Annotated in this window: 22 protein-coding genes, 1 tRNA gene and 4 pseudogenes; 6 read left to right on the top strand and 21 right to left on the bottom strand. The window is 69.4% G+C overall.

Features of this window, described 5'->3' with window-relative positions; translation table 11 throughout:
- Window positions 1-2 precede the first annotated feature (2 nt).
- From L2X98_RS13060 to L2X98_RS13045, 4 genes are all read right to left on the bottom strand, one after another.
- Window positions 3-1,082 carry an ABC transporter substrate-binding protein gene (locus L2X98_RS13060; protein WP_259613321.1) on the bottom strand — a complete coding sequence of 360 codons (1,080 nt, stop codon included), beginning with the start codon at window positions 1,080-1,082 and terminating at the stop codon, window positions 3-5.
- Window positions 1,083-1,487: 405 nt separating this feature from the next.
- Window positions 1,488-1,619 (bottom strand): hypothetical protein, encoded by a 132-nt coding sequence (locus L2X98_RS13055; protein ID WP_259611186.1) that lies wholly within the window; start codon window positions 1,617-1,619, stop codon window positions 1,488-1,490.
- Entirely contained in the window at window positions 1,604-2,617 is a 1,014-nt protein-coding gene (locus L2X98_RS13050; protein WP_259613320.1) for a pyridoxal phosphate-dependent decarboxylase family protein, read from the bottom strand. Before L2X98_RS13050 ends, L2X98_RS13055 begins: the two co-directional genes overlap by 16 nt.
- Before the next feature lie 143 nt (window positions 2,618-2,760).
- The gene (locus tag L2X98_RS13045; protein WP_435526196.1) at window positions 2,761-4,281 is read right to left on the bottom strand and encodes a SulP family inorganic anion transporter; all 1,521 of its coding nucleotides are present in this window, start codon (window positions 4,279-4,281) and stop codon (window positions 2,761-2,763) included.
- Between the two features lie 166 nt (window positions 4,282-4,447).
- On the opposite strand from L2X98_RS13045, the gene L2X98_RS13040 reads away from it, so the two are divergent.
- Window positions 4,448-4,828: a DUF5655 domain-containing protein gene (locus L2X98_RS13040; protein WP_259611185.1), complete on the top strand. Its 381-nt coding sequence runs from the start codon at window positions 4,448-4,450 to the stop codon at window positions 4,826-4,828.
- Window positions 4,809-5,996, top strand: coding sequence for a winged helix DNA-binding domain-containing protein (locus L2X98_RS13035; protein ID WP_259611184.1), 1,188 nt, complete (start codon window positions 4,809-4,811; stop codon window positions 5,994-5,996). Before L2X98_RS13040 ends, L2X98_RS13035 begins: the two co-directional genes overlap by 20 nt.
- Window positions 5,997-6,032: 36 nt before the next feature.
- Here L2X98_RS13035 and L2X98_RS13030 read toward each other — a convergent pair whose 3' ends face one another.
- The 9 genes from L2X98_RS13030 to L2X98_RS12990 form a co-directional block, all read right to left on the bottom strand.
- Window positions 6,033-6,326 carry a Rossmann-fold NAD(P)-binding domain-containing protein gene (locus L2X98_RS13030; protein ID WP_259611183.1) on the bottom strand — a complete coding sequence of 98 codons (294 nt, stop codon included), beginning with the start codon at window positions 6,324-6,326 and terminating at the stop codon, window positions 6,033-6,035.
- Between the two features lie 25 nt (window positions 6,327-6,351).
- A complete protein-coding gene (locus tag L2X98_RS13025) occupies window positions 6,352-6,678 on the bottom strand; it encodes a hypothetical protein (protein WP_259611182.1) in 327 nt (108 codons plus the stop codon).
- Window positions 6,650-7,021 carry a helix-turn-helix domain-containing protein gene (locus tag L2X98_RS13020; protein ID WP_259611181.1) on the bottom strand — a complete coding sequence of 124 codons (372 nt, stop codon included), beginning with the start codon at window positions 7,019-7,021 and terminating at the stop codon, window positions 6,650-6,652. Before L2X98_RS13020 ends, L2X98_RS13025 begins: the two co-directional genes overlap by 29 nt.
- A gap of 61 nt (window positions 7,022-7,082) precedes the next feature.
- Entirely contained in the window at window positions 7,083-7,556 is a 474-nt protein-coding gene (locus L2X98_RS13015) for a UPF0158 family protein (RefSeq protein WP_259611180.1), read from the bottom strand.
- A gap of 58 nt (window positions 7,557-7,614) precedes the next feature.
- Window positions 7,615-7,773 carry a hypothetical protein gene (locus tag L2X98_RS13010; protein WP_259611179.1) on the bottom strand — a complete coding sequence of 53 codons (159 nt, stop codon included), beginning with the start codon at window positions 7,771-7,773 and terminating at the stop codon, window positions 7,615-7,617.
- Window positions 7,774-7,964: 191 nt separating this feature from the next.
- Window positions 7,965-8,053, bottom strand: a tRNA-Ser gene (locus L2X98_RS13005).
- Between the two features lie 111 nt (window positions 8,054-8,164).
- The gene (locus L2X98_RS13000) at window positions 8,165-9,115 is read right to left on the bottom strand and encodes an MFS transporter (RefSeq protein WP_259611178.1); all 951 of its coding nucleotides are present in this window, start codon (window positions 9,113-9,115) and stop codon (window positions 8,165-8,167) included.
- Window positions 9,079-9,420, bottom strand: coding sequence for an MFS transporter (locus L2X98_RS12995; protein WP_259611177.1), 342 nt, complete (start codon window positions 9,418-9,420; stop codon window positions 9,079-9,081). Before L2X98_RS12995 ends, L2X98_RS13000 begins: the two co-directional genes overlap by 37 nt.
- 150 nt (window positions 9,421-9,570) lie before the next feature.
- Window positions 9,571-10,605: an MBL fold metallo-hydrolase gene (locus L2X98_RS12990; RefSeq protein WP_259611176.1), complete on the bottom strand. Its 1,035-nt coding sequence runs from the start codon at window positions 10,603-10,605 to the stop codon at window positions 9,571-9,573.
- A 125-nt stretch (window positions 10,606-10,730) separates the two neighbouring features.
- Here L2X98_RS12990 and L2X98_RS12985 point away from each other — a divergent pair, with 125 nt between their 5' ends.
- The 4 genes and pseudogenes from L2X98_RS12985 to L2X98_RS21210 form a co-directional block, all read left to right on the top strand.
- On the top strand, window positions 10,731-11,675 hold the full coding sequence (locus tag L2X98_RS12985; RefSeq protein WP_259611175.1) for a LysR family transcriptional regulator: 945 nt from the start codon (window positions 10,731-10,733) through the stop codon (window positions 11,673-11,675).
- A 34-nt stretch (window positions 11,676-11,709) separates the two neighbouring features.
- Window positions 11,710-12,444: an ATP-binding protein gene (locus tag L2X98_RS12980; protein ID WP_259611174.1), complete on the top strand. Its 735-nt coding sequence runs from the start codon at window positions 11,710-11,712 to the stop codon at window positions 12,442-12,444.
- Window positions 12,408-12,830, top strand: coding sequence for an ATP-binding protein (locus L2X98_RS21215; RefSeq protein WP_354003054.1), 423 nt, complete (start codon window positions 12,408-12,410; stop codon window positions 12,828-12,830). Before L2X98_RS12980 ends, L2X98_RS21215 begins: the two co-directional genes overlap by 37 nt.
- 969 nt (window positions 12,831-13,799) lie before the next feature.
- Window positions 13,800-14,792, top strand: a pseudogene (locus L2X98_RS21210) (helix-turn-helix transcriptional regulator); the annotation flags it as partial.
- A gap of 16 nt (window positions 14,793-14,808) precedes the next feature.
- On the opposite strand, the gene L2X98_RS12965 reads toward L2X98_RS21210, so the two are convergent.
- The 8 genes and pseudogenes from L2X98_RS12965 to L2X98_RS12930 form a co-directional block, all read right to left on the bottom strand.
- Window positions 14,809-15,834 (bottom strand): LacI family DNA-binding transcriptional regulator, encoded by a 1,026-nt coding sequence (locus L2X98_RS12965; protein ID WP_259611172.1) that lies wholly within the window; start codon window positions 15,832-15,834, stop codon window positions 14,809-14,811.
- Between the two features lie 12 nt (window positions 15,835-15,846).
- The gene (locus tag L2X98_RS12960) at window positions 15,847-17,130 is read right to left on the bottom strand and encodes a glycoside hydrolase family 5 protein (protein ID WP_259611171.1); all 1,284 of its coding nucleotides are present in this window, start codon (window positions 17,128-17,130) and stop codon (window positions 15,847-15,849) included.
- A 148-nt stretch (window positions 17,131-17,278) separates the two neighbouring features.
- Window positions 17,279-18,792 (bottom strand): annotated as a pseudogene (gene arfA / locus L2X98_RS12955) (arabinosylfuranosidase ArfA).
- Between the two features lie 70 nt (window positions 18,793-18,862).
- A complete protein-coding gene (locus L2X98_RS12950) occupies window positions 18,863-19,129 on the bottom strand; it encodes an ABC transporter permease family protein (protein WP_259611170.1) in 267 nt (88 codons plus the stop codon).
- Window positions 19,126-20,709 carry an ABC transporter permease gene (locus L2X98_RS12945; RefSeq protein ID WP_259611169.1) on the bottom strand — a complete coding sequence of 528 codons (1,584 nt, stop codon included), beginning with the start codon at window positions 20,707-20,709 and terminating at the stop codon, window positions 19,126-19,128. The genes L2X98_RS12950 and L2X98_RS12945 overlap by 4 nt, the downstream gene beginning before the upstream one ends.
- 71 nt (window positions 20,710-20,780) lie before the next feature.
- On the bottom strand, window positions 20,781-22,067 hold the full coding sequence (locus L2X98_RS12940; protein ID WP_259611168.1) for an ABC transporter substrate-binding protein: 1,287 nt from the start codon (window positions 22,065-22,067) through the stop codon (window positions 20,781-20,783).
- Window positions 22,068-22,311: 244 nt separating this feature from the next.
- A pseudogene (locus L2X98_RS12935) lies at window positions 22,312-23,266 on the bottom strand (3-hydroxyacyl-CoA dehydrogenase family protein).
- Between the two features lie 202 nt (window positions 23,267-23,468).
- Window positions 23,469-23,858, bottom strand: a pseudogene (locus L2X98_RS12930) (sugar phosphate isomerase/epimerase family protein); the annotation flags it as partial.
- Between the last annotated feature and the right edge of the window lie 297 nt (window positions 23,859-24,155).

Below are 24,155 nucleotides of genomic sequence, written 5' to 3'. Positions count from 1 at the left end.
CGCTACGGCCGCGTGGACGGAACGGTGTTGCTGTACATGGCGTACTTGCCGTCCTTGATGGTCCAGAACGTCTGGTAATCATCGCTCGGCGCACGATGATCGCCCGGGGTGAAGCTCAGCGTGGAGCCCTCACGACCAGTCGCCCCGTCGTCGAGGGTGAGCGCGTTGAGAGCCTCGGCGAGCGGCTTCCCACCCTTGTAGTCACTCGCCTTGAGCGCCTTGGCGAGCATCAGAACGCTGTCATACCCGAGAGCAGAGAAAGTCTGAGCCGGGTCATCATCCCCATACACAGCGGTATAGGCCGAGATGAAGTCCTTCGCGCTCTGCTTGTCGAGGTCGATGACGCTTGGGAAGATGAGGCCATCGCCGGCCGACCCTGCGATGGAGAGGAACGCTGCCTGGTTGAGCGCCCGTCCGCCGATCACATCGACGTTCCAGCCGATCTGGTGGACGGTCTTCATGAAGACCGCGGCATCCTGACCGTAGTCGTACAAGTAGATCGCATCACACTTCGCGTCGCGCAGGCTCAGCACTTGCGGGGTCAGGTCCGTGGCGTTGACCTCGTGGGTCACGACCTTGGCGACCTTCAGCCCGTTGTCACCGAACACCGTGCGGATCGAGGCGATGCCGCTCTGACCGTACTCGGTTGTGTCGGCGACTGCGCAGATCTTCTTGTAGTTGGCATCAAGGAAGAACTGGACCGTGGCACCGACGTTGTACGTGTTGTTCTCGGTGACCTGGTAGGTGAGATCGTAGCCAGCGCTGTCGGGATCGATGAGGTTGTCCGCCTGAGCGACGGTGATCAGTTCGACGACTCCCGCGCCAGTGATGATCGGGTTGTTGGCGAGCACAGTTCCCGAGTTCGGACCGCCGAGAACCGCGACAACGTCCTGCTCATCCACCATCTTCTGGGTTGCCGAGGCCGACTTCGTGGCGTCCGCCGCATCGTCGACCGCCACGAGCTCAAGCTTTCGGTCGAGCTCACCGCTGTCGTTGATCTTCTTGATGGCCAGCTCGATCCCATGCTGGGCGGGAATGCCCAACGTCGCAGATCCGCCGGTGAGTGCGGCGATGTAGCCGATCTTGAGCGTGTCACCCGATGTGGCGCCGCCTGCGCTTCCAGAATCGCCGTCTGCGCTGGCCGGCGCGCAGCCCGCGAGTGCGATCGCTGTGATGAACGCCGTCGCCTGCGAACGCCGAGCGGCGCAGCGTAGATGTAATTTTCACGGGGCCTCCTTGCTCCGAACAGATTGTATGCAGTCGGTATACTACCTGCTGGGTACGCTACACATCTGCTCGACGGGTGTCAATCAGAATCTGATCGGGCGCGCGGCGAGCACCGGGGCGTCTACCGATGACAGTGATCAGGCCGCGCCACCCCGTCCCTCGACTGTCGCCGAGGCGGAGGCCCGTCATGAAAGCCGCACTGGAGCCGACGCCGCGTGCCGCCGCTTGCGTCGCCGCGGAGCGAGCGCCGTCGTCGCGGATCAGCGCGCCGCGAGCACCGCGTCGACGACCCGATCGGGGTCGGCGAGCGGATTGACCGCGACAGATCGCAGCCACGTCACGTCGCCGATGGTCACCGTGCTGACCCAGGCATCCGTCATCCGATCGCGCACGGCCGCGACATCGACGCCCCGCGGCCGCCACACCACCACCCCGGTCTCGGGCGGGGCGAACAGCTCGAGCGCCGGCTCGGACACCACTCGTTCGGCGAGCCGCTGCGCGAGCGCCATGTCGGCGTCGACGCGGGCGCGCAGACCGTCGCGCCCCCAAGCGAGCAGCGTCGCCAGCAGCGGGAGCGCGGTGGCACCGTGCGAGCCCAGCAGGCCGACGTTGGGGGCGGCGAGGTACGCGCCCCGCTGCTGATCGCGTCGTGGGCGCGCGCGGCGTCGGCGAACAGCACCAGCGCGCTCTCCTTCGGCTGGTACAGCCACTTGTGCGCCGAGACCGCGACCGAGTCGGCGCGGTCGATCCCGTCGAGCACGTCGGCGTGCGACGACAGCCGCAGCGGCCCCGCCCAGGCCGCGTCGACATGCCGCCAGGCAGCACCGGATGCCGCGTCCAGCGGATCGACGGCGCCGGCGATCGTGGTGCCTGCGGTGAGCACGACGATCGCGTCGCCGAGGTCGCCCGGCAGCAGGCCGACCCGCATCCGCTCCCCCGCGTCGACGGGCACGGCCACATACTCCAGGCCGAGGATGTGCGCAGCCTTCGCGACGCTGAGGTGCGACGCGGATGACGCGATCACCCGCCGCGCGCCGGTGAGATCGCGCGCCGCCCAGAGCGCGGTGAGGTTGGCCACCGTCGAGCCCGGGACGAGATGCCCGCCGTCCATTCCGAAGGCCGGGGCGAGCCAGTCCACGGCGAGCCGCTCGAGCCGGCGTGCCGCCGGGGCGCTGTCGGGATGCAGCAGGTTCTGATTCATCGCCGCGGCCCACTGCGCGGCCGCCCACGACATCCACGGCGTCGGCGGGTCCATATGGGCGAAGAAACCCGGGTGGTCGAACCGGGTGGGCTTGCGCGAGCGCGGGTGCGGCGAGCGCGGCGAGCGCCGCGCGGCCTCCGACGCCCTCGTCCGGCCAGCTCTCCGGCAGCGGAAGAGCGGCCTCGGGATCGCCGTGCGGTGTCCCCGGCATCCGCTTCGCCTCTGTCAGCAGGCGCAGCGCCTCGTGCAGTCCGTCGTCGTCGGGAGCGAAGTCGGCCTCAAGTGGCATGGATCCAGTAAAGCGGGAATCGCGCCGGGGCGGTACGACAGACCTAGGACCCGCCCAGAGACCCGGTCAGCCGGCCATGGAACATCCGACTGTGCGGATTGAGGCCGGTCAGCTCCACCGTGGCGCCGTGGGCCGCGTACTTCGTCTCGATTGCATCGAGCGCGGCGACGCTGGAGGCATCCCAGACGTGGGAGCGGCTGAGGTCGATCACGACGCGGGCCGGGTCATCCACGTACGAGAACTGATCGACCAGGTCGTTGCTCGAGGCGAAGAAGAGCGGCCCGAGCACGCGGTAGTGGGCCACCCCGCCGTCCGCCGACACGCTCCGCGACACTCGCACGACGTGCGCGATGCGCCGCGCGAAGAAGACGAGTGCCAGAAGAACGCCGACGCCGACTCCGGTGGCCAGGTTGTTCGTGGCCACGACGACCGCCACGGTCACCAGCATGACGATCGTCTCGGGCAGCGGCATCCGTCTCAGTGTCGACGGACGGATGCTGTGCCAGTCCACGGTGCGCACGGCGACCACCATCATCACCGCGGCCAGCGCCGCCATCGGGATGGCCGCCATCACCGGCGAGAGCACGGCGACTGGCAGCAGCAGGAACAGCCCCGCCACGAGCGTCGAGATACGGGTGCGCGCCCGCCCGAGCTGCACGTTCACGACGGTCTGGCCGATCATCGCGCAGCCGGCGACACCGCCCCACACCCCCGCCAGGATGTTCGCGATGCCCAGTCCCCACGACTCGCGGCCCTTGCCCGAGCGGCTGTCGGTGATCTCGTCCACGACCTTCGCGGTCAAAAGGCTCTCCAGCAGGCCGACCATCGGGGCGGCGAACGCGGTCGGCGCGACGATTCGCAGGGTCTCGAGATCGAACGGCACCGTCCACGGGGTGAGCCCGGGCAGTCCCCCGCTCACCGAGCCCTCGTCCCCGACGGTCGGGACGTTCATGCCGAACACGATCGCTGCCGCCGTCACCAGCACGATCGCCGCGAGCGGCGCCGGGATCGCCCGCGTGAGGCGCGGCAGCAGCACGACGATCAGGATCGTCACGACGAACAGCGGATACACCTGCCACGGCACGTCGATCACGTGCTGCACCTGCGCGACGAAGATGAGCACTCCGAGCGCGTTGACGAAGCCGATCATCACGGATCGCGGGATGTACCGCACGAGCCGCGCGAGTCCCGCCGCCCCGAACACGATCTGGATGAGCCCCGTCAGCAGCACGGCCGGCAGCACGTACGCGGTGCCGTGCGCCTGCACCAGCGGTGCGAGCACGAGCGCGACCGAACCGGCCGCGGCCGAGACCATCGCGGGCCGTCCGCCGACGAACGACATCACGATGGCCAGCACCACCGACGAGATCAGCGCGACATCCGGGCCGACGCCCGAGATGAGCGAGAACGAGATCACCTCGGGGATGAGCGCGAGCGTGGTCACCATGCCGGCGAGCACTTCGGTCGTCAGCAGACGCGGATGCCGCAGCACGGCCCGCATCGGCACCTGGCCGTTCGGCAGGCGGAAGGCGGTCGACGCGGGAGCGGAGGGGGCGACGGGCATCAGCGAGTGCGCCGGCAGCCGCGACGGCCGCGCGGCAGTCCTTTCGGCGGCGGGAGACGTCGTGCGGCGCGAGAGGCCTCTCGGACGCTGCGGCGACCCGTCGATTCTACGGGGACAGGCGTGTCGTCGCGGGTGCGCGGGTTTCGACGTCTGCCACAGTGGGGGGATGACGGATGCTGCTGACGCCGAGTGGACGGTCGCTCGCCATCTCGCGGACAAGCCTGATTTCGCGATCGCGCTCTATCACCGGTTCATCGAGATGGTCGAGGCCGTCGGGCCGTTCACCTATGCGGTGAGCAAGTCGACGATCACGCTGAAGGGGAAGCGACGCGGATTCGCCGGCGCGCACCCGGTGCAATCGGGACTGCGCGGCTACTTCGATCTGCAGCGCGTGGTCAGCGATGCGCGCATCTCGTCTTCCGCCCCCTTCTCGAACCGGCTGTTCGTCCACTATTTCCGGATCGAATCCGCGGATCAACTCGATCACCGGTTCGCGGAGTGGCTCCGCGAGGCCTACGCGGTCGGCAATGGGGCGCACATCCGGTGAGCTGGGCGCACCTGTTCTCCGGCGGCGTCATCGTGACGAGGTGCTGACGGGCGTGGTCGAGACCCTCAGCCGACGAGAGCTCAACCGCGCCACGCTGGCGCGTCAGCTGCTCCTCCGCAGGAGTGACCGACCCGTTCCGGAGGCGGTGGAGCACCTGGCCGGTCTGCAGGCCCAGACTCCCCACAGCTGGTACGTCGGGCTCTGGAGTCGCCTCGCCGGCTTCCGCGCCGAGCAGGCGGCCGCGCTGCTCGCGGACCGACGCCTGGTGCGCATCGCGCTGATGCGCTCCACCATCCATCTGGTGACCGCGCGGGATGCCCTCGCGCTGCGCTCCCTGGTGCAACCCGCCCTGGACCGAGATCTGTACGCGAACGCCACGCATGGGGCTCCGATCCGCGGGGTGGATGTCGCAGCCTTGACCGCCGCCGGGCGCTCGCTGCTCGCCGAACGGCCGATGACCGCGAAGGAGCTGGGCGAGCAGCTGCACGCCCGGTGGCCCGACATCCCACCCGCCACCCTCGCGTACGCGCTGCGCAACCTGGTTCCGCTCGTGCAGGTGCCACCCCGCGGACTGTGGGGACGCAGCGGGCCCATCGCGCACCAGACCGCCGAGGCCTGGCTCGGTGTCGGTGCCGAACCCGACCAGACACTCGCCCACCTGGTGCTCCGATACCTGGCCGCGTTCGGTCCGGCCACGGTCGGCGACGCGCAGCGGTGGTCGGGATTGACGCGCCTGCGCGAGGTCGTCGACGCCCTGCGACCGCAACTGGTGACCTTCCGCGGCGAGAACGGGGAAGAGCTGTTCGACCTGCCTGACGCACCCCGCCCCGATCCGGACACGCCCGCGCCACCGCGCCTCCTCTATGACTTCGACAACCTGCTGCTCTCGCACGCGGACCGCAGCCGCGTCCTCACCGACGACGTCGCTCGGCACTCCCGCCGCCCGCACGGCCCGGTGCCCTCGATCGTCCTCATCGACGGCTTCACCGCGGCCGACTGGATTATCGCCCGCGACGCCGACACTGCCACCTTGAGGATCCGGCCCTACGCCTCGCTGTCCGATTCGGATGCGACCGAGCTCGCCGTGGAAGGTCAGCGACTGCTCGACTTCACCGACCCCGGCGCAGCGAACCGCACGGTCGAGTTCGACGCGGAGCTGCTCGGATAGACGCGCGTCACGCCTCTCGCGACCTCCCGCGCGGGCTCACCACGGCACGGTCTGCCCGTGGCGATCGAGGTACTGCAGCCCCGCCGCACCGCGCTGCCTGTCGACCGTGTCGACGAGCAGCGGGATGCTGTCGCCGATCTCGAAGGTGGCGCCGGGGCCGCCCAAGTCGGTCTTGACCCAGCCGGGCGCCATCAGCAGCAACGCACGCTGATCGCCCTGATGCCGGGCCGCGTCGCTGCGCATCAGTTGGTTGAGCGCCGACTTGGTCGCCCGGTAGACCTCGAATCGACCGGAGAGGTTGTTCGCGATGCTGCCCTGGCCGAGCTCCACGGGCGCTCGGCGTCCGGAACGACGATCAGGTGTTCCGCGCCAGCCACGCCTGCCTCATCTCATCGAGCGCGCGCACACCGATCGAACGGACCCGTGATGCCCCCGAGCGGGCGCAGTCCACAGCGACGAGCGCGCGCGGCGCCGTGGCGCCGGTCATCCAGGAATGGCTCCCAGATCGAAACGTATGGACGGCGACCTCACCGTCGCCGTGCTCTACGAGTCCAGCGTCGTCAAGAAGGTCCTCAAGGTCACCCTCGCGAACATAGCCGTGCACCGTGCCGGACTGCCCGACGAGCCGCTCCCCCAGCACCTCGATCGCGGTTTCACCCGTGAGCGTGAGCGCATCGCGCACGATATCCGGATGCCGGGCAGTGAAGCGCCGCACCGTCACCGGCTTGCGCCAGCTTGCGCCACAACACATCGGGCTCCGTCGTGCGGATCAGCGCTCGCGTCTTCGGGTCGGTCGCCTCCCCGTTCGAAAGCGCATCGATAACCGATCGCACCCGGTTCTCGGACCAGGGCCGGCCACCGGCGGTGGCGACGCGCGCGCGCTCAGCAACCGAGGCGAGATCGACCAGCCAACCCCGCGCGCTGATCCGCCGCCCGACCAGCTCGCCGGACCGCAGCATCTGACTCACCCGCTCCTGCGACAAGCCGAGACGCCGCGCAGCATCAGCCGTCGTCACCTCAGTCATCGTAACCCTTCGCTCGAACGAATGGTTACGATGATACTCGCAGCTTGAGGGAAATCGCAGCTCACGAGACGCGGATGCCGGCCTCCGCGAGCGCGTCACGGGCGCGACCCCATCGGCGGTCATCTGAGTAGATCTGCCATTGCTCGGCAAGACCCCCGTCATGGACGAGCTCCCGGAATCGTCGGAACGCGCCCGCCCCCTCGATCGCACGGATGAGTCGGTCCTGCAGCGCATGATCGCGTTGGCGGAGCGCAAAGGCCTGCATGTCCTCCCACCCCTCCCGCGATCCAGCCCGTTCGAGCCAGATCCACCGATCCGGTTCGGCGTCGATGTCGATCACCGCATCCTCTCCGACGATCGCTGGGTCGGTGAAGTCTCCACTGAATACCTCCCCGGTCAGAAGGTCGACGTAGACCGTGCTCGACTCCCCGAAGCCGCCCTCCAGGAGCGAACTGAGCTCGTCGAGGTCGACCGGGGCGGTTCGCGCCGACGGTGGCTCCCGCCGCAGCAGAGCAAGCAGGTCCTCGGCGAGCACCTGGTCACCGGGGCCGCCCCGCGAGGTGAGCCGGTTGATCAGCGAGAGCGCCACCGGCTCAGCTTGGCGGCGTCGGCTTGCGCAACGCCACCGCCATGCCGGAGCCGAGCTGCTGGAGCGCGACATCGATCTCCCGTCCCGTGAGCGCATCGAGGAAGCCGGCCGCGTCGGCCTCCGCTACTGCGGCGCGGACGGTCCTGATGTCGAGCTCCGCCATGACATCCGCGGATGGCCACCGGTGAGCCTGCATCGGATGCAGCACCCGCGGCCGCTTGCGGCATCGGGGACTCGCCGTCGTCGCCGTCCCAGTTCCTTCCGTACTGGTCGGGGATGCTCCCCCATCCCCAGTAGGGCAGTGGCTTGTCCGGCACGATCCCGAGCTCATCGAGATGACCAGGGATTTTTCGGCGGAGACGGAGGGATTTGAACCCTCGGTCCCCTTACGGGGACTCCACCTTAGCAGGGTGGTGCACTAGGCCTGACTATGCGACGTCTCCATGCGTTCGACGCCCGGGGCGCGAACACATCTGTCAATGATAACCGGTCGGTCGCGCCGAGACGGACCGCCGCCGAGAGCGGCCTCCGTCCCGCGACGCGATCGCCCGAACTCAGGTGAGCGCCCGGCGTGAGCCCTCCGGGGTGCGCGCCACGGCGAGGATGCCGACGGCCAGCACTGCGGCCCAGAACAGGGCGACCACCCACAGCGACCCGCCCGCCACGAGAAGCAGACCGCTCACGATCATCGGAGTGAATCCCGCACCAAGCGTCGACGCGCCCTGATAGGCCAGCGATGCACCGGTGTAGCGCACGCGTGTGGGGAACTGCTCGGCGATGAACGCGCCGATCGGCCCGTACAGCAGGCCCTGGATCACACCGTTGCCGATGATGTCGGCGGTGGCGAAGCCCCACACCGTCCCGTTGGTCAGCAGGAGCAGCAGCGGATAGACGGCCACGATCCCGAGCACCCCGCCGGTGATGAGCACCGTCCGACGTCCGATCCGGTCGCTCAACCGCGCGGACGCGAACGTGATGATGAGCGTGACGACCGCACCGATCGCCTTCCAGTTCAGCACTTCAGTGCGATCGGCACCCGCCTCGACCGAGGCCGCGACGCCCCACACTGTCACGATGCCCTGGCAGCAGTAGAAGCTCATGGTGGCCAGCAGCGCCCACACCACCGCACGCCAGTGATGCGTGAGCACCTCGACCAGCGGCAGCTTGCGCTTCTGACTCGACTGCTCCAGCCGCCGGAACAGCGGCGACTCCGTCACGCGCAACCGGATGATCAGCCCGATGACGATCAGCACCGCGCTCAACAGGAACGGGATCCGCCAGCCCCACACCAGGAACTGCTCACCGGTGATCGCCGAGACCAGCGAGACGACCAGCGTCGCCAGGATCGCGCCTGCCGGCCCGCCGGCGTTCGCGAACGACGTCGCAAACCCGCGCTTGCGCTGCGGCGCATGCTCGAGCGCCATCAGCGCCGCGCCGCCCCACTCGCCGCCGACCGCGAATCCCTGGATCAGACGGAAGCAGATGAGGATGAGCGGCGCCGCCACCCCGATCTGCGCAGTCGTCGGCAAGCGCCCACCGCGGTGCTGGCCACACCCATCATGAGCATCGACAGGACGAGCATCTTCTTCCGGCCGATCCGGTCGCCGAAGTGCCCGAACACGATGCCGCCCACCGGACGGACGAGGTACCCGACGGCCAGCGTCGCGAACGACGCGAAGATCGCCACCGGCTCGGGCAGCGACGTGAAGAACACGTGGCCGAACACCACGGCCGACGCCACCGAATAGAGGATGAAGTCGTAGTACTCGATCGCCGTGCCGATGAAGCTCGACGACAGGATCCTGCGCATGTCGGGGGTGTTCAGCGACTGCCTGCACGACCGTCTGGGTGTCGGCGGATTCCAGCTGTGGCTCGGCGGGTTTGATGGATTCGGTCACGATTCCTCCTTGAATCGACAATCGGGTCGCCCGGGGTTGGGCAGAGGCGGGGTGGTGTCGCGTCAGACCGGCGCGGGCGCCGGCTGCACGGTGATGACGTCGAGGTCGTCGGGCAGGATGAAATCGCCCGCGAAGTCGTCCGCCGCAGCCTGCCACACCGCGGCGGGTGCCGTCCCCGGCACGAGGTGGTGCAGCGCGAGCCGACGCGCGCCGGCTGCGGTCGCGATCCGCGCCGCGTCGCGCACCGAGGTGTGCGACTTGTAGTGATGGTCGCGCGAGGCGCGGGAGCCCTCGTCGACCCGCCCGGCATACATCGCCTCGACGAAGTCGAAGTCGATCGCCTCGTGCAGCAGCAGATCCGTGTCGCGCGCCAGCTCGACCATGTTCGCCGTCGGCGCGGTGTCACCCGAGATGGTCACCGAGCCGGATGCCGTGTCGAAACGGAACGCGAAGGCCGGCGCGATCGGAGGGTGCTCGACGAGCACCGCGGTCACCGTGACCAAGTCGTCCCGGTAGATCTCGAACGGCGCCATCCGGGGCGTCGGGTTGTCGGTGGGGTTGTAGCCGGATCCCGCGGGGATCGCGATGTCCTCCGCGACGAACAGCTCCATCGGGTTGGGCCGCAGCCCGTCCATCACCCGGTCGTTCAGATCGGTGGCATGTGCCGCGATCAGCGTCTCGAACATCTGCCGCGTCCCCGGAGTCGGGCAGTGCGGCGCGACCGGCTGCGGCGGCACCGTCGCCCGCGGCGACACCGGCGGGAGCGCACCGCGATCGCCCGGGCCCAGCAGCCGGACCGGCGCGTCCGTGCGGTCCGCCATCTCGTAGAGCCCGAAGACCGCGAGGCTCGCCAGATCGATGGTGTGATCCGAGTGCAGATGTGTCAGGAAGATGCCCCGCAGGTTCTTCATGCCCAGGCCCGCCTCGTTCAGGCGCCGGCCGACGCCGTGACCGCAGTCGACGAGATAGAAGACGTCGCCCACGGCGATCGCGGTGGCGATCCCGGTGCGCAGGATCGGCTGCCCGAACCCCACCACCGCGGACCTCCGGCCGTGCCGAGGGTGATCACGCGCAAGCCCCGGTTCGATCTCGGCCATCCTGGTCTCCCTTCCCTCGCCCGCGGCACGGATCCACCGCCGTCTGCGATGAGCACTGTCCACTCTGGAGGCCGAACCGTGATATGAAAAGTCAATTGTTCTTAACGCTTCGATCAAGGATGCTTATGCACGATGTGACTCTGCGCCAGCTGCAGTACTTCGTCGCCGTGGTCGATCACGGCTCGGTCACCGCCGCCGCCAAGGCCCAGCACATCTCCCAGGCGGCGCTGTCCATGGCCGTCGCCCAGCTGGAGAACACCCTCGAGGCCGACCTGCTCATCCGCACCCGGTCCAAACGCGTCGTGCCCACGCCCCGCGGCTACCTGTTCGCGGCGCACGCGCGGCGCGTGCTCGACACGGTGGGCGAGGCGCTGGATGTCGTGGCCGACAGCGTCACCGCCCTGACCGGCACGCTGCGCATCGGCTCGAGCTTCACCCTCTCGCCCCGGCTCATCCCCGAGCTGATCACGCGGTTCGACCGCGAGCATCCCCAGGTCACCGTCGAGTTCGTCGAGGGCTCGGCCCACGACATCCAGGAGGAGGTGCGGATGGGGCGCCTCGACCTGTGCCTCGTGTACAGCCAGCAGGCCGATGACGACCTGAGGCAGGACCACCTCGCAGACGTGCGTCTGCATCTGGTGCTGCCCGCCGAGCACCCGCTCGCGGCCCGCACCGAGGTCGACGTCGCCGATTTCATCGAGCTGGATGCGATCCTGCTCAGCGTCCCGCCGACGATCGAGCGGCTCATCGAGCAAGCTGCGGGCGGTCGGCGGCGAGCCGCGGATCCGCTATTCCAGCGGCAACATCCAGACGATCTTCTCGCTCGTGGCCCGCGGCTACGGGTACTCCCTGGTCAACAGCCCGCCCGCCACCAACGACACCTACGACGGCCGCCAGGTCCGCTTCATCCCCGTCCGCGACACGGCGGGCACGAATTCCATCGTCGCGCTGACCGCCGGCCACCACCGCGCCCCGCGCCGCGTGCGCGCCGCCATCGACGCGCTGACCGGCGTCTGAGGCACGCACGCGCAGGAATACGGCATCCGTCCGATGTGAGGGGGCTACCTTAGCGCCGAGCGTAGAAGGTGCATCGAAGGAGAAATCATGACCATGCACCCCTCAATCGGCTACACGATCATCACCCAGGAGATCGAGGAGCGCGCCCGCAACGCCGAGCGCCGCCGCTTCATCCTGGATCACCCCGAACAGATCCACCGTCGGCCCGCAGGCTGGTGGCGGCGGATGCCTGCGCCGCATCGTCTCCGGACGTGCGGCGGCACCCTCGCGCCCGGCACCGTGCGAGACCGCTTCCGCCCGGTGACCGTCCGCCCCCTTCTGGGCCGCACGGGTGTCCGTGGTGGCTGGCACGATGGGAGCATGCCCTTCACCGCCGATGCCCCGTCGAGCGCCGCCCGGATGGTCGGCCGCGACGACGAGCTCGCTCGCCTGCAGGCCGCGTTCGCGCGGGCATCGGCGGGCGAGCCGTCCGCGGTGGTCGTGGCGGGCGAGGCCGGCATCGGCAAGTCGCGCCTGCCTGCGCGAGTTCGCCGCATCGGTCGCCGGGCAGGCCGACATCGCGACCAGCCGATGCCTCGACCTGGGCGGGACGCCGGTCGCCTACGGCGCAATCCTCGGACTGCTGCGGGACTTGGTCGCCCAGCGCGGCGCCGACCGCGTGATGCAGGCGGCCGGCCCCGGCCGGGCGGCCTGCAGCTGCCTGATGCCCGAGCTCGGCGACTCCCCCGAGGCCACGCGCCCCGACACCAGCCCCGAGCGGCTTGCGCGAGGCGTTCGTCACCGCGGTGGAATCGCTCGCCGACACCCGCCCGCTGGTCCTGATGATCGAGGACCTGCACTGGGCCGACGGGGGCACCCTCACGCTGCTGTCCTTCCTGCTGCGCGTGGTCACCCGAGGGCGGCTGCTCGTCGTGCTCGCCTGGCGCAAGCGACGAAAGCGGCCGCAACGATCCGGTCCGGCTCGTGCTCGGCGAAGCCGAGCGGGCCCATCTGATCGAACGCATCACCCTCGAGCGGCTGGATGCGGCATCCGTCCACGCGCTGGTCTCGGCGCTGGCCACGATCGACGACGAAGACATCCTGCACGGCCTCGCCCAGCGTGCCGAGGGCATCCCGTTCTTCGTCGAAGAGCTGTCGCGATGCGCGACCGCGACGCTGCCCGACACCCTGCGCGACCTCCTGCTCGCCCGCTACGAGCAGCTGAGTGAGGATGCCGCGGCCGTCGTCCGCGTCGCCGCGGCATCCGATTCCCCGCTCGAGCACGAGACGCTGACCGCGCTGAGCGGCCTGGACGGGCCGCGACTGAACGACGGCATCCGCGAGGCCATGCGCACCGGCATCCTGGTCGTCGACGAAGACCGGTACACCTTCCGCCACGCCCTGCTGCGCGAGGCCGTCCACGACGAGCTGCTCCCGGGCGAGCGCGCCGCGCTGCACCGCGCCTTCGCCGAGCACCTGCAGGGCCTCGCCGACGCCGACCCCCGCCGCGACCTGCACGCCGCGCTCGCCCACCACTGGCAGCTCGCGCACGACCGCCGCCGCGCGCTCGTGGCCGCGACCGCCGCGATGTGGTCCGCCAAGGCGCGCTATGCGTTCTCGACCGCGGCGCGCTTCGGCCGGCTGGTCCTGGAGCTGTGGGATCAGGTCGACGACGCCGAAGACGCGGCGGGCATCGACCGGATCACCCTGATGCTGCGGATCGGCTCGATCCTGCGCAACGCCGGCGACAGCGAGCGCGCCCTCACCGTCGTCGACGGCGCACTGACCGAGGCGGGCACGACCGAGATCGACCCCGCCCTGCAGGTCCGGCCTGCGCGACAAGGCGATGTATCTGGTCAACCTCGGCCGACCGGGTGCCGCCGAGCTGCTGGCGGAGGCGCTGGACATCATGGACGGCCGCGTGCACGACGACAAACTGAGCGCCATCGTCCTGTGCCAGTACGCGGGCCGGCAGATGGTCGCCGGGCACATCGCCGACGCGATCGACGCCGCCAGCCGCGCCTGGGACTGCGCGGTGCGCGCGGGTGTCGAGGAGCAGATGTCGGTGGCCCGGAACCTGCGCGGCACGTCGCGCGCGCACCGCGGCGACCTGGACGGCGCCTTCGCCGACTACGCCGCCGCCCGGGAACACGCCCGCACCCCCGCCGCGCTTGCGCTACCAGGTCAACTACTCCGACATGCTGGCCATGCTCGGGCGGTACCGCGAGGCGGTGACCGTCGCCGAAGAGGGCTCGGCGCAGGCCCGCGGAATGGGGATCGAGCGCACCTCGGGCTCGCTGATGATCCAGAACACGGTCGAGGCGCTGCTCGAGCTCGGCGAGATCGACCGGGTCGACGCGCTGCTCGCGCGCGATCTCGAGCTGCGCACCTTCCCCGTGTTCCGCATGTACACGACCACCTCGCGCGTGCGCGCCCTCGCCTGGCACGGCCGGCACGCCCGTGCCGCCGCCCTGCTGCGCGAGCAGCGCGCGGCGCTGGATGCCGCGGCGATGAGCGAACGCCAGGTCTGGTACTACGCTCTCCAGGCGCGCCTGGCGATCGCGCAGGCCGCCGACGACCCGCGCGCGGCGCTGGAGGTCGTGCACGAGATGCTCGACGACACTGCGCCGCAGACCGCCCACCGCGTCCGCATCCTGCTCGAGGCCGGTGCCATCATCGCCGCGCTGCGCGCCCGCTCCGACGAGGTGCCCGGCACCGTGGACCGGGTGCGCGCCGCATGGTCCGACATCCCCGAGATGCTGCGCCCCGCGGCATGGGCGCAGATCCTCGACGCCCTCCTGGCGCCGACAGCCGACACGCTGGAGGCGGCCGTCGCCTGCGCCGACGGCGACGACGTCCCCGCGACGTTCCGCGTCGTGGTCCGCCTCGAGCAGGCGCGGGCGCTCGTCGCGGCGGGTCGGCGCACGGATGCCGCAGCCGCCGTGGCCGCGGCATCCCAGCACGCCGACGACCTGCAGCGCGAGCCGCTGCGCCGCGAGGTCGCCGCATTCGCCGCGGCATCCGGGCTCGCACCCGCCGCGGCCGACGTCGACGCGTCCGCGGCACTGGCCGAGCTCACTCCGCGGGAACGCCAGGTGCTCGACCTGATCGCCGAGGGGCTGAGCAACGGCCAGATCGCGAAACGGCTCTTCATCAGCGTGAAGACCGCGAGCGTGCACGTGTCGGCGATCCTGCGCAAGCTCGGCGTCACCAGCCGGACCGAGGCGGCCGTGCTGGCGGCGCCGTGGAGTCGCGCACCACGAGACGGGTCGCCAACTCCACCCGGGTCACCCCCAGCTGTCGGTCCTCCACGGGCCCCAGCAGAAGACGGGTCGCGTGTTCGGCCATCTCGCGCAGCGGCTGGTGGATCGTCGTGAGGCGCGGGTTCGCCAGCTCGGCGAGCGCGAGATCGTCGAACCCGACCACCGACAGCTGACCGGGCACGTCCACGGCGCGAGCCGCCGCGGCGTGCAGCACGCCGAGCGCCTGCACGTCGCTGCCCGCGAAGATCGCCGTCGGCGGGTCGGTCAGGCTCAGCAGCGCGTGCGCGAATCGCTCACCGCTCTCCCGATCGACGTCGCCGAACCGGGTCAGCTCGGACTCCACCGGCAGGCCCGCCGCCGTCAGCGCCGAACGGTAGCCGTCCACGCGCGCCAGCGAGCTCATCACATCCTCGGGCCCGGCGATCGCCGCGATCCGCCGATGACCCAGGTCAATCAGGTGCCGAGTGGCATCCAGCCCGCCGGCCCAGTTCGCCGACCCGACGGACGGGATGCCCGGGTCGGGGTCGCCGGCGGGATCGATGAGGACGAACGGGATGCTGCGCGAGGTCAGCTTTGCGCGCCCCTCCGCCGCGATGCCGGCGAACAGGAGGATGATCCCGATCGGACGACGCCGGACGACGGCGTCGAACCAGTCCGCTCCCGGCGCGTGCCGGTCGCCGCTCACCGAGAGCGAGACGACCAGGCCCGCCTGCGCGGCCGTCTCGCGGACGCCCTCGATGATCGCGAGCGCCCATTCTCCCTCCAGCTCGTGCAGGACGACCTCGACATACTCACGGCGCTGCCGGCTGTTGCGGCGCCGGTAGCCGCTCTCGCGCAGGTGCCCCTCGACGAGCTCGCGGGTGGCGGACGAGACATCCGCGGCGCCGTTGAGGACCTTGGAGATCGTGGTCATCGACACCCCGGTCCGGGCGGCGATCTCCTTGAGCGTCACCCGCTGCGTCCGCGCCATGTCGTCGCCGGCTCAGCGCCCCGCGCGTCGCAGGATGGCCGCGAGCTCGTCGCGCACCGTGCACCGGGCGAAGCCGAAGTCGTCGGCCAGGCGCTCCGCCTCATCCGGCCCGACTCCCTCGAAGGCGCGCGCGAACTCGTCCACCATCGCCTCGGCGAGCATGACATGGCGCACGTGGCCATGGATCCACCGGCGCGCACCCCACGGATACGGCTGGAAGTCCGGGAACTCCTCCTCGAACAGCCTCTCGATCGGATCGAGGATGTCGCGGACACCCGCATCCGTCGAGCCCCACGAGTCGACCCCCAGCCGCGCCTTCTTCTCCAGGACGGGCGCGATCCGTCGCAGATACGCGGAGTCCGGATCCACCGTGACCACGCCCTGCAAACCGATGTCCTTGTAGGTCCACAGCGCCCAGCTCGCCTCATGCCGGGCGAAGATCTCGAGCTGGTCCTCGAGCAGCCGGAAGCGCTGGCGGTCCCGCGCGGCGTCGCCGGTGTAGACCGGACCGAACTCACCCACCCAGATCGGGGTGCCGGTCTCGCGCATGTACGTCGTGCGCTGCAGGAAGGTCTCTTCAACGACGTCGCGATCGACGAATTGGCCGCGCGAGAGCCCGGGATACGGACCGCCGTCCACGAACCCCGGCAGCGCGTAGTCGTGCGCGGTGTAGACGCAGTTCGGCAGCGGGTCGCCGAGCTGGTCGAACTGGGTGGAATACCGGTTGCCGTCCAGGAACAGGATGTGGTCGGGATCGACGGCCCGGATGGCGGCCTCCAGCCGCCGATAGAACGGCCCGACCGCCTTCCCGTGCGCGTCGGCGGGTTCGTTCACGGGGTTGTAGCCGGCGACCCAGGCGTTGCCGCGATAGTGGTCGGCGATCCGCTCCCACAGCCGCACGACCCGGTCCTGGAACTGCCGCTGCGCCCAGAAGTCCGCCCACTGCGTGGGGTTGTCGCTGTGCCAGTGCTGGTTCTGCCGCCCCGGCACCGCGTGCAGATCGAGGATCGTGTAGATGCCGTGGCGCGCGCACGTGTCGACGACGCGATCGAGCAGGCGGAAGCCCTCCTCGTCCACGACGAACGGCTCGTCGTCGCTCTCGAAGTGGCGGTAGTGGAACGGGATGCGCAGCGAGTTCAGTCCCAGCGACCGCAGGAACGCGGCATCCTCGTCGGTGAAGAAGGAGTCGAGGAAGCGGGCGAAGTAGCGCTCATACCCCTCCTGGCCCAGCACGCGTCGCAGCGCCCGGCGCTGCTGGGACTCCGTCCCCGCGTACCCGGTGATGAAATTCTCCATGTTCATCCAGCCGCCCAGGCCGAATCCCCGCAAGCGTCAGCGGGACACCCGCCGCCGTGATGCGGGCGCCCTCCACTCGGAGCACGTCGTGCTGCGTCATCGTGGGTCCTTCCTGCCCGAGCCGCACCTGGGAGCCCGAGTCGGTCGTTCAGTCGATCGTGATGACCGTCCAGGAGCAGGGCGGCAGCGTCACGCTCACGGCGCCGTCCACCAGTGCGGCCGATTCGTTCGGCTTCGGCATGACGCGATCGGGCTGGTCCAGGGTGTTGGCGGCGTGGATGTCGTCGTCGAAGATCGAGGTGGCGTCCACGCGGCTCACCGCGCCGAGCGCCAGTGAGGCGATCTCGAGGGCGACGGCATCCGTCAGGCTCCGGTTCACGGCGAACACCGTCGTGCCGCCGGTCGCGGGGTCGTGCGTGGCCACCGCGTCCACGAGCGAGACCTCGCCGTAGCGCTCCGTCCGGTAGGCCGGGCTGTCCAGCTTGAGTTCGAGCGCCTGGCTCCGCGCGAGGCGCGACGTCAGCGAGAAGGGGTAGAACGTGGTCTGTCGCCAGGCCGGCCCACCGGGCTCGGTCATGATCGGTGCGATCGCGTTCACCAGCTTGCGCGAGACTTGCCGAGGTCACCCGGTCGGCATGCCGGATGAGCGAGATCATGAGGTTCCCGAACACGACGGCGTCCAGCACCGAGTACGAGTCCTCGAGCAGGCGCGGCGCCACCGGCCACTCGTCGACATCCGTGATCTTGTCGACCTCGTTGAAGCGGGACTGGCACCAGACGTTCCACTCGTCGAACGAGATGTCGATCGTCTTGTCGGTGTTGCGCGTCGCCTTCACGTGGTCGGCGGTCGCGACCACGGCGTCGATGAACCGGTCCATGTCCACGGCCGAGGCCAGGAAGCTACCGTAGTCGTCGCCGGACGGCTCGTAGTAGGCGTGGCACGAGATGAAGTCGACCTCGTCGTACGTGCCCTCCAGCACGGTGCGCTCCCAGTCGCCGAACGTCGGCATCTGCGCGCCCGAACTGCCGCACACCACCAGCTCGAGGTCGGGGTCGAGCTGCCGCATGGCGCGCGCCGTCTTCGCCGCCAGCTTGCGCGTATTCCTCCGCGCTGCTGTGGCCGAGCTGCCACGGACCGTCCATCTCGTTGCCCAGGCACCACATCCGGATGTCGTGGGGTTCGGGATGCCCGTTGGCCCGACGCCGATCCGACCATGCGGTGCCCGATCGCAGGTTCGCATACTCCAGGACGTCGAGCGCGTCGAGCACTCCCCGCGTGCCGAGGTTGACCGCATACATGAGCTCGCTGTCGACCTTCGTCAACCAGGTCGCGAACTCGTCCAGGCCGATCTCGTTCGTCTCGGTCGAGTGCCACGCCAGGTCGAGCCGGCGAGGCCGATCCGCGCGCGGTCCGATGCCGTCCTCCCAGCGGTACCCCGAGACGAAGTTGCCGCCGGGATAGCGGATGGTCGAGACGCCGAGCTCGCGCACGAGGTCGATGACGTCGGTGCGGAACCCGTCCGCGTCGGCGGATTCGTGCCCCGGCTCGTAGATGCCGTCGTAGACGCACCGGCCGAGGTGCTCGACGAACGAGCCGAAGAGGCGGCGATTGATGGGACCGACCGTGAAGTGCGGGTCGATGGTCAGGTGTGCTCGGATCATTCTCATCTTCCAGTGGGCTCGGATGTTCCAATGGGCAAGGGGGGCGGAGGGCAGCGGCGTGGACCGCGGGTCACTTGAGGCTGCCGATGGCAAGACCCCCCTGCCAGTACTTCTGGAGGGTGAGGAAGGCGATGATCAGCGGGATCACCGAGACCAGCGACCCCAGGATGATGATGCTCCACAGGCTCTGGCCGCCGGCGGCGCCGTAGGTCGATGCGGTGGACTGCCACAGCCCGATGCCGACGGTCACCGGGAAGAGCCGGTTGTCGGAGAGCATCACCAGCGGGAGGAAGTAGTTGTTCCAGGACGCCACCACCGACAGCAGCAGCACCGTCACGATGGCCGGGCGCAGCGCATCGGCAGCGCGACCTGCAGGAACGTCCGGAACTCGCCCGCCCCATCCACGCGCGCGGCATCGAGCAGTTCGTCGGGCACCGCGTCGCGGGCGTACACGTTCATCAGATAGACGCCGAACGGATTCAGCAGGGTCGGGAAGATCACCGCCCAGATGGTGTTCGTCCACCCGACCTGCGCGAACAGCACGAACGTCGGGATCACCAGCGCGGTCATCGGCACCATGACCGAGCCGAGCAGGATCGCGAATGCCGCCCGGCGGCCGGCGAACCGGTACTTGGCGAATCCGTAGCCGGCCAGCACCGCCAGGACCGTCGCCCCCACTCCGCCCACGAGCGCATAGACGGCGGAGTTGGCGAGCCAGCGCGCGTAGAGCCCGCCGTTGTAGGTGAACAGGTCGACGAGGTTTCCCCAGTAGTTGATGTCATCGGCGAACCAGAGTGCTCCCCCGCCGCCGAAGAGGCCGGCCGAGGTCTTCGAGCTGTTCACGATGACCCACCAGAACGGGATCAGGAAGTAGATCATCAGGAACGCGAGCACGATGTTCAGCGGGATCCGCCCGCGGGGACGGATGCGCTGTGCGCGGGCGCGCGACTGGTCCGGCTTGCTGCCGGTGCCGGTGAGCTCCATCGGGGTGACGGTCATGAGAAGAAGCTCCCTCGCTTGCGGGTGGCGAACAGGAAGATGTAGACGCAGATGAAGACCACCGCACCCAGCGCGAACGAGATCGCCGACCCGTAGTTGTAGTTGGCCAGCGAGAAGGCCTGCTGATACGCGTACATGTTGGGCGTGAAGTCGTCCGGGATCGCGCCGGCGGCCAGCTGCTGCAGGATCTTCGGCTCGTTGAAGAACTGCAGCGTGCCGATCAGCGCGAACACGAGGATCAGCAAGCGCGGGCGTCAACAGGGGGATCTTGATCCGCAGGACGATCTGCCATTGGGATGCGCCGTCGATGCGCGCCGCCTCGTACAGGGTGGGGTCGATCCCCTGCAGCGCGGCGTAGAGGATGATCATGTAGTAGCCGGCCCATTGCCACGTGACCACGTTGAGCAGGCCGTAGAAGATCAGACTTCGACTCAGGAAATCAGGGGCCGTGGCCCCGAAAGTTTCGAAGAGCTCCGCGAGCGGACCGAAGTTCTTGCTGTAGAGGAACCCCCACATCAGGGCGCCGATCACGGTCGGGATCGCGTACGGCATGAAGATCATCAGCCGCGAGAAGCGGGCGAACCGCGACACCGCGATGTCGAGCATCAGCGCGATCGCGAGCGAGACCGCCATCTGCAGCGGGATGAGCACGAGCGAGAACCGAACCACGAACCACACGCCGCTCAGGAACGACGGGTCCGAGAACGCCTTGAGATAGTTGCCCAGGAAGACGAACCGCGTGCCGCCGATCAGCGACTTCTGGAACAGGCTCAGATAGAGCGCGAAGCCGATCGGCAGCACGAGCAGGGCGAGGAACACGATGCCGAACGGCCCGACGAAGAGCCATCCGGCGAGGTTCTGGCGCCCCGCCGACGCGCGGCGTCGGGTCGCGAGGGGACGTGCGGTGGAGGCTGTCATAGTTTCTCCCGGAGTCGGAGCGATGCCGGAGGGCCGGTCCGCGCGAGCACGGACCGGCCCTCGGCGTCAGCTCACTTGACGGTGAACCCCTGCTCCTTGGCGTAGCCCACGACGTCCTTCTGCAGGGCGTCCGCGGCTTCCGCTCCGGTGGCCGATCCGTCGTTGATGCGGGCGATCTGCTTTGTCAGCGCCGAGTAGTAGTACTGTCCGATCGGCGTGTAGGTCATGCCCTTGTAGGCGTTGGCCGCCGGCACGTACACCTCCTTGTTGGCCTGCTGCCCGTTGAAGAACGGCACCTTGTACTCCTGGAACTCGCTGGACTTGAGCACCCCCTGGTTCAGCGGGAAGATGATCTGGTTCTTCCACCCGTCATCCAGGGACTTCTGATCCGCGTAGACCCCGAACGCGACCTTCGCCGCCAGCTTCGGGTCCTTGGCCTGGCTCGTCACCGAGAAGGCCGAGCCGCCCCAGTTGATGGCGACCGGAGATGCGGGATCCCACTGCGGCATCGGCGCGGTGGCCCACACCTTCGCGTCCGCACCCTCGCCCACACCCGCACCCTGCAGGTACCCGGGAGCCCACGCCGCCGAGAGATAGGTGGCGTAGTCACCGGCGATGACACCCGAGATGTACTCCGGGGTGAACTGGTCCTGTGTGCTCACCAGCTTCTTCGAGACCAGGCCGGCCCAGTAGTCCAGGACCTGCTTGATCTCGTCGCTGTTCAGGTCGATCGCGATCGCGCCCTCGTCGGCCGGGTCGTAGGTGAACGGCTCGGCGCCGTTCTGATACATCAGGGCCGTGACATAGGCCGGCTGGTTCGCGGCGAAGTCGCCGAAGAACGGGCCGCCGGCATCCTTCACCTTCTGCGCCGCCGCCTCGTACTCCTGCCAGGTGGTGGGCGGGGTGATGCCGTACTTGTCGAAGACATCGGTGCGGTAGATCATGCCCATCGGGCCGCCGTCGATCGGCGCACCATAGACGCCGTCGCCGACCGAGAGGTCCTTCCAGGCGCCCGCACTGAAGTTGTCCTTGACATCTTCGTAACCGAGGTCCTTCAGATCCACGAGGGCCTTCTGCACCTGGAACGAGGCGATCCGGTCGCCTTCGACCATGACCACGTCGGGAGCGCCGCTGCCGGCGGAGATCGCGGTCTGGAACTTGTCGTACTCGTCGCCGCCGGCGCCCGCGTTCGTCCAGCAGACCTGGACGTCGTCGTTCGCCTCGTTGAAGTTGTCGACGACGGCCTCGGAGTTGGGATACCAGGCCCACAGCGTCACGATCGGCGCATCGGGCTTCTTGATCTTGTTCGTGCAGTTGGCGTTCGCGTTGGGATCGCCGGTGGATCCGCTGCCTTCCACCGGCTGAGCAGGCGGTCAGCCCGCCGAACAGTGCGAGCGCGGCCACCACAGCAAGGACAGGCTTCGTCTTCACTGGAGTTCCTTTCGGTTGCTGGACTTCTTCGTCGGTGCGCGACCGCTCCCTTGCGGGAGAGTGGTCTACAACGTTGTAGATCAACGTTGTAGAGAACTTTGGCATCCGACCCGTGGCGATGTCAAGGGATGATCGGAAGTTCCCCGCGCATCGCCGGAAATCCCGCCGCGGTCAGTAGTCCACCGGTGCGTCCCCGAGGCGGTGCAGCGAGCTCGGAGAGGGCCGCGTAGGCCTGGTCGCGATAAGCGGCGAGTGCGGGCGCCCGCTCCGGCGGCGTGGCGAGGAACCCGCGACCGGACTTCACGCCGTTCTCGCCGCGCTCGACCCGCTCGGTGAGGATGCCGGGGGCGGTGAAGCGGTCGGGATACGCGCCGTGCAGCGAGCGGTAGCAGAACTCGTAGACGTCCAGCCCGGCGATGTCGGCGATCGCGAACGGCCCGAAGAACGGCAGGCGGAAGCCGAAGGTGGTCCGGGCGATCAGGTCGATCGCCTCCGGGGTCGCGACGCCTTCGTCCACCAGTCGCGCGGCCTCGCTGAACAGCGCGTACTGCAGCCGGTTCAGCACGAAGCCGGTGACGTCCGCGATCGGCACGCCCACTTTGCCGCCCTCGGCCAGCAGGTCGACGACGGCCGTGACCGCCTCGGCGCGCGTGCCCTCGTGCGGAATCACCTCGACGCCCGGGATGAACGGGGCGGGGTTGCTGAAATGCACGCCGAGGAACCGCTCCGGGCCGTGCACGGCCTCGGCCAGCACGGCGATCGAGATGGTCGACGTGTTGCTGCCGATGAGCGCGTCGGCGCGGCACGCGGCGCTGATGCGCTGCAGGGTCTGGTGCTTGAGCTCGAGGATCTCCGGAACGGCCTCCTCGATGAGGTCGACGTCGGCGACGGCCTCCTCGATCGATGCCGCAGCCGTCAGCCGGTCGCCCACGCGCTCGCCCGCATCCGGCGGGAGGATGCCGCGGGCCGCGTGCTCGCCGGCTTCGGCGATGATGCGCTCGCGGTTCGTCGCGGCCAGCTCGGCGGTCGCGTCGGCGAGCACGACGTCTCGCCCCGCCAGGGCCAGGACCTGGGCGATCCCGCCGCCCATGTAGCCGGAGCCGACCACCGCGGCCGTCGTGATCATCGCGGATCTCCTTCGTCGTGGATCGAGCGCGCCGGCGGCACGCCGTGCGATTGCCGGACGCGACTGCGCCGCGGCGGGTATGGGCGGCGTGGAGCACACGGCTCCGCAGGTAGTCGCGATTGGTCGCGCTCACGCTGAGTCCGTCCCCGCCGTAGTGCTCGACGCAGATCACGCCCTGGAAGCCGTGGCGCACCGCGATCTTCACGACCTCCCGGTAGTCGATGAGGCCGAGCTCGAGCGAGGTCGGCACCGTCGAGACCAGGCCGGCTGCGGCATCCTCGTCCCGCGTGTAGTTCTTCACGTGCCAGAAGTTCGCGAACGGCATGGTCGCCTCGGCGATCGCGCGCCAGTGCTCGACCGGCTCGTGCAGGCGGATGAGGTTGCCGATGTCCGGATTCAGGCCGACGGCGTCCAGGCCGATCTCCTCGACCAGCCGCACCGCCGATTCCGCACTGCCGAGGAAGGTGTGCTCGTAGAGCTCGAGCGAGAGCACGAGGCCGACGTCGGCGGCGTGGCGGCCGAGTTCGCGCAGTCGCGCGACCGCGAGCGCCCAGGCATCCTCGTCGCCGAACGGATCGCGGTGGCCCTGCACCGTCCAGAACCACAGCTCGCGCGCTGCCGGTCGGTCAGTGCGCGGTGCAGCCCGACCGAGACGACCGGGATGTCGAGCGCGGCCGCGGCGTCGATGGTGCGATGGCCGTACGCCAGGTGCTCCGTGCCGTGCCGTTCATCGATGACGCTGCGGCGGATGGCGGACAGGGATGCCGGGGTCAGGCCGGCCTCGCCGAGGCACTCCCGCAGCCGGGCGAGGTTCGCCGCGTCCAGGTCACCGCTGCGGATCCACGAGTCGGTCAGGTCGAGGTCGGCGAAGCCGGCATCGGCGACCTCG

Origin of the sequence: Microbacterium elymi (assembly GCF_021582895.2) — a bacterium.
Classification (GTDB): Bacteria; Actinomycetota; Actinomycetes; order Actinomycetales; family Microbacteriaceae; genus Microbacterium; species Microbacterium humicola.
This window is presented reverse-complemented; position numbering and strand designations above follow the sequence as displayed.

What these genes read in the sequence shown, in the direction of transcription:
- L2X98_RS13045 (WP_435526196.1), bottom strand. Translation starts at nt 4,281, where the DNA reads ATGCCCGTCGCCCCCTCCGCTCCCGCGTCGACCGCCTTCCGCCTGCCG.
- L2X98_RS13040 (WP_259611185.1), top strand. Translation starts at nt 4,448, where the DNA reads ATGACGGATGCTGCTGACGCCGAGTGGACGGTCGCTCGCCATCTCGCG.
- L2X98_RS13035 (WP_259611184.1), top strand. Translation starts at nt 4,809, where the DNA reads ATGGGGCGCACATCCGGTGAGCTGGGCGCACCTGTTCTCCGGCGGCGT.
- L2X98_RS13020 (WP_259611181.1), bottom strand. Translation starts at nt 7,021, where the DNA reads ATGACTGAGGTGACGACGGCTGATGCTGCGCGGCGTCTCGGCTTGTCG.
- L2X98_RS13010 (WP_259611179.1), bottom strand. Translation starts at nt 7,773, where the DNA reads ATGGCGGAGCTCGACATCAGGACCGTCCGCGCCGCAGTAGCGGAGGCC.
- L2X98_RS12995 (WP_259611177.1), bottom strand. Translation starts at nt 9,420, where the DNA reads ATGCGCAGGATCCTGTCGTCGAGCTTCATCGGCACGGCGATCGAGTAC.
- L2X98_RS12990 (WP_259611176.1), bottom strand. Translation starts at nt 10,605, where the DNA reads ATGGCCGAGATCGAACCGGGGCTTGCGCGTGATCACCCTCGGCACGGC.
- L2X98_RS12985 (WP_259611175.1), top strand. Translation starts at nt 10,731, where the DNA reads ATGCACGATGTGACTCTGCGCCAGCTGCAGTACTTCGTCGCCGTGGTC.
- L2X98_RS12980 (WP_259611174.1), top strand. Translation starts at nt 11,710, where the DNA reads ATGACCATGCACCCCTCAATCGGCTACACGATCATCACCCAGGAGATC.
- L2X98_RS12965 (WP_259611172.1), bottom strand. Translation starts at nt 15,834, where the DNA reads ATGGCGCGGACGCAGCGGGTGACGCTCAAGGAGATCGCCGCCCGGACC.
- L2X98_RS12960 (WP_259611171.1), bottom strand. Translation starts at nt 17,130, where the DNA reads ATGGAGAATTTCATCACCGGGTACGCGGGGACGGAGTCCCAGCAGCGC.
- L2X98_RS12945 (WP_259611169.1), bottom strand. Translation starts at nt 20,709, where the DNA reads ATGACAGCCTCCACCGCACGTCCCCTCGCGACCCGACGCCGCGCGTCG.